The sequence below is a fragment of the Brevundimonas sp. genome, assembly GCF_031082345.1.
Classification (GTDB): domain Bacteria; phylum Pseudomonadota; class Alphaproteobacteria; order Caulobacterales; family Caulobacteraceae; genus Brevundimonas.
This window is the reverse complement of the sequence record NZ_JAVHLH010000035.1, coordinates 4,480-8,214: the sequence shown is the minus strand read 5'-3', so window position 1 is coordinate 8,214 and position 3,735 is coordinate 4,480. Positions and strand designations below refer to the sequence as shown.

Below are 3,735 nucleotides of genomic sequence, written 5' to 3'. Positions count from 1 at the left end.
GGTCGGCGCGGTGTTCGAAGCGGTCGTCCATGGTCGGCTCCTGTTTCGGCGATAACGGGAAAGCCGATGGAGCGGTCGGGTGTTCCCGGGCATTGTAGCGGGGCGGTGCAAGGAGATGACGATGCCGGAGGTCGATCTGGAAGCGCTGGGCGCGGCGGCCGGGCCGATGCAGGTCTGGATCCTGCCGGCCCTGCTGGGGCTGGGACTGGCCTCGGCGACGGGGCTGCGGACCTTCCTGCCGCTGTTGATGCTGGCCCTGGCGGCGCGGTTCGAGCTGTTCGACGTGCGGCTGATCGAACAGATGGACTGGCTGGTCTCGTGGCCCGCCATCGCGGCGCTCGGCGTGGCGACGATGGCGGAGTTCCTCGGCGACAAGGTGCCCGCCATCGACCATGGCCTGAACGCGATCGGCTACGTCACCCGGCCGGTGGCCGGCGCGATCGCCGCCGGCAGCGTCTTCTGGGCGGTCGATCCGGGCATGGCGGCGGTGGCGGGGCTGATTGTCGGCGCGCCGGCGGCCCTGGCCTTCAACGCGGCCCAGACCGGGGTCAGGGTCGGCTCGACGGCGACCACGGGCGGACTGGGCAACCCGGTGGTGTCGCTGATCGAGGACGTGCTCGCCGTCTTCACCGTGATCGTCGCCTTCCTGGCGCCGATCGTGATCCCGCTGGTGCTGCTCGGGCTGGCCGTCGTCGTGTTCCGGCTGGCGCGCCGCATCCGCGAGCGACAGCCGGCGCGGGCCTAGAGGGCGCGGCTGATGATGGCCTTGAGGGTCTCGGCCTTGGCCGGCAGGTCGGCCGACAGCCGCCCGGCCAGCTCCCGAGCCCCCACCGGATAGGCGTCGCCGCCGTCGGCGATTTCCTTCGCCATCCGCGAGGCTTCCAGCAGCACCCGTTCCAGCGACTCGACCTGCTCGACCGCCAGCGCCCGGGCCTCGAGTTGAAGCCGGCGCACCCGGTCCGAGGTCGTCTCGGGGGTCCGCATCAGGTCGTAGATTTCCGCATCGCCGGGGACGAGGCGCAGGTCAGGCTTGGAAGTCGGACTCTTGGGCATGGCTTACTCCTGCCCAGCCGAATGCGAAGCGGCGCCGCTCTGTTCCAGCCGCACAGGGTAAACACGCGACAACCGCCGGCGGTGTGTTGCCGTTGCATCAGGACGCCCGTCAGGCCGCCTCGGTGCGCAGCTCCATCCGGGCCTCGGCCTCGCGCACCGCCTCGACGGCGCGGTCGACCACCTCGAGGCCGGCGTCCGGCTTGACCGCCTCGACGGTCAGGATGCGGCGGAAGGTCCGCGCGCCGGGCCGCCCGTGCATCAGGCCGAGCATATGCCGGGTCATGGCCGGCAGATGGACGCCCTCGGCCAGCCGGGCGGCCATATAGGGGCGATAGCGGTCGATGGCGGCGCAGGCGTCGACGTCGGGGGTCGTGGCGCCGAACAGCCTCCGGTCCGCCTGACCCAGAATGGCGGGCTCGTGATAGGCGGCCCGGCCCAGCATGACGCCGTCCAGCCGCACGCCGTCGGCGGCGTCCATGTGCGCCTCGGCCTCGTCCAGCGAGGCGACGCCGCCGTTGATCGTCACCGACAGGTGCGGCCGCTCGCGCTTCAGCCGGCGCACGAGGGCGTAGTCCAGCGGCGGGACGTCGCGGTTCTCCTTGGGCGACAGGCCCTGCAGCCAGGCCTTGCGGGCGTGGACGACGAAGACTTCGACGCCGACGGCGGCGCAGGCGTCGACGGTCTCGAACAGGGAGACCGCCGGGTCCTGATCGTCGACGCCGATGCGGCATTTGACGGTGGCGGGGACGGCGACCGCCGCCTTGATCGCCGCCATGCAGTCCGCGACGAGTTGCGGCTCGCGCATCAGACAGGCGCCGAAACGGCCCGACTGGACCCGGTCGGACGGGCAGCCGACGTTGAGGTTGATCTCGTCATAGCCGAAGGCCTCGCCGATGCGGGCGGCCTCGGCCAGCTGGTCCGGGTCGGAGCCGCCGAGTTGCAGCGCCACGGGATGCTCGACCGCATCGAAGCCCAGCAGACGCTCACGGTCGCCGTGGATCACGGCCGGGGCCGTGACCATCTCGGTATAGAGCAGGGCCCGGGACGTGAGGGTGCGATGGAACGCCCGGCAGTGCCGGTCGGTCCAGTCCATCATCGGGGCGATCGAGAGGCGGCGGTCCATCGGGCGGGCTGCATACACCGAACCCGCGGCCGATGCGACCACGGGAACCGTGGCGGACCTCGGCTGTTCTCCGGGTCTCCAAGGAGGAAATCATGATCAGACCCCTACTCGCCGGCGCCGCCTGCGTCGCCCTGCTCGCCGCCTGCAACCCGGAACAGAGCCCCGAAGTCGTCGACAAGGCCCAGGACATGGCCTCCGTCCCGGTCGGCCAGACCTCGGCCGCGACCCTCGGCGCCAATACCGTCGAAGGCTATGTGCCGAACGCCGCGGAAGGCGACATGTACGAGATCATGGCCGCGGACATCGCGCTGGAACGGTCGCAGAACGCCCAGGTTCGGGAGCTGGCGACCCTGATCAAGACCGATCACACGGCCGCGTCCAACGCCATGAAGGCCATGCTGCCGCAGGCCGCGCCGGACGTCGCGCCGCCGACCGAGCTGGACGAACGTCGTCAGGGCCTGCTCGACAACCTGCGCTCGGCCTCGGCGGAAACCTTCGACATGACCTGGATCGACCAGCAGATCGCCGCCCACAACGAGGCGCTGACCCTGCACCGCGGCTTCTCGGATCATGAGTCGCCGCTGTCGGCCCACGCCCGTTCGGTGGTTCCGAAGCTCGAGGCCCACCTGCGTCAGGCGGAGCAGATCAAGGCGGCGATGTAGTCACCGCCCCTGCGATGAAATCGAGGGCCGGCGTCGATCAGGCGCCGGCCTTTTCGCGTTCCTCGTCCTCTTCCAGGGCCTCGGCCGCCTCCTCGTTGAGGGCGGTGCCCTCGCGGCGCGGCTTGATGTAGGGCTCGGGCCGGGTGGTGGCGATGTTGCCGCGCATCAGCGACCGGCCGCCCATGATCCCTTCGACCAGCTGGATCGAGAGCCGCTCTTCGTCGCGGCGGCGGACATCCTCGATAGTTTGGCTAGCCTCGTCGGCCGAGAAGCCGAGATCGATCAGCACCTGTTCACCAAAAACGAGCGCTGATTCAAAGGTTTCGCGCAGCTGATACTCCACGCCGGCCTGGACGAGGCGGATGGCGTGGCCGCGGTCGTAGGCGCGGACGAACAGTTTGGTCAGTGGGAATTCGGATTTGACCAGCTCGACGATGCGGTCGGCGGTTTCCTGTTTGTCGACGCAGACGAGGATGGTTTCGGCCTTGCCGGCGCCGGAGGCGTGGAGGACGTCGAGGCGGGCGCCGTCGCCGTAGTAGACCTTGAAGCCGAAGTCGCCGGCGGCCTGGATCATCTCGACGTCGGTGTCGATGATGGAGACGTCGACGTTGCGGGCCAGCAGGGGCTGGGACACGACCTGGGCGAAGCGGCCGAAGCCGATGATCAGCACCCGCTCGCGCAGGTTCTCGGCCCGGTCCACGCCATCGGCGTCGTCGGGGTCGAGGGTCGAGGCGGGCATGAAGCGGCCGACCGCCATGGTGGTCAGGGGCGTCAGCACCATCGACAGGATGACGATGGCGGTCATCGAGGCCGAGACCTGGGCGTCGAAGGCTCCGGTCTGCAGCGCGAGGCGGTCGTCCTTCACCCGGGCGATCACCTGCCCCTGGCGGACGGTAT

5 protein-coding genes are annotated in these 3,735 nt (G+C 70.0%); 2 read left to right on the top strand and 3 right to left on the bottom strand.

Annotation, left to right across the window (positions count from 1 at the left end):
- Positions 1 to 121 precede the first annotated feature (121 nt).
- Positions 122 to 745 (top strand): DUF4126 domain-containing protein, encoded by a 624-nt coding sequence (locus tag RDU12_RS03955; RefSeq protein WP_308684130.1) that lies wholly within the window; start codon positions 122 to 124, stop codon positions 743 to 745.
- On the opposite strand, the gene RDU12_RS03950 is transcribed toward RDU12_RS03955, so the two are convergent.
- Entirely contained in the window at positions 742 to 1,053 is a 312-nt protein-coding gene (locus RDU12_RS03950) for a hypothetical protein (RefSeq protein ID WP_300291777.1), read from the bottom strand. The genes RDU12_RS03955 and RDU12_RS03950 overlap by 4 nt on opposite strands.
- Before the next feature lie 109 nt (positions 1,054 to 1,162).
- Positions 1,163 to 2,176 (bottom strand): tRNA dihydrouridine(20/20a) synthase DusA, encoded by a 1,014-nt coding sequence (dusA, locus tag RDU12_RS03945; protein ID WP_300291775.1) that lies wholly within the window; start codon positions 2,174 to 2,176, stop codon positions 1,163 to 1,165.
- 92 nt (positions 2,177 to 2,268) lie between these two features.
- Here dusA and RDU12_RS03940 point away from each other — a divergent pair, with 92 nt between their 5' ends.
- Complete coding sequence (locus tag RDU12_RS03940) at positions 2,269 to 2,838, top strand: DUF4142 domain-containing protein (protein ID WP_300291773.1); 570 nt, start codon at positions 2,269 to 2,271, stop codon at positions 2,836 to 2,838.
- A gap of 37 nt (positions 2,839 to 2,875) precedes the next feature.
- Here RDU12_RS03940 and RDU12_RS03935 read toward each other — a convergent pair.
- On the bottom strand, positions 2,876 to 3,735 hold an 860-nt coding region (locus RDU12_RS03935; protein WP_308684129.1), incomplete at its 5' end, for an NAD-binding protein.

Excerpts from the sequence above, each read along its gene's own strand:
- RDU12_RS03955 (WP_308684130.1), top strand. The coding sequence starts at position 122 with ATGCCGGAGGTCGATCTGGAAGCGCTGGGCGCGGCGGCCGGGCCGATG.
- RDU12_RS03950 (WP_300291777.1), bottom strand. The coding sequence starts at position 1,053 with ATGCCCAAGAGTCCGACTTCCAAGCCTGACCTGCGCCTCGTCCCCGGC.
- dusA (WP_300291775.1), bottom strand. The coding sequence starts at position 2,176 with ATGGACCGCCGCCTCTCGATCGCCCCGATGATGGACTGGACCGACCGG.
- RDU12_RS03940 (WP_300291773.1), top strand. The coding sequence starts at position 2,269 with ATGATCAGACCCCTACTCGCCGGCGCCGCCTGCGTCGCCCTGCTCGCC.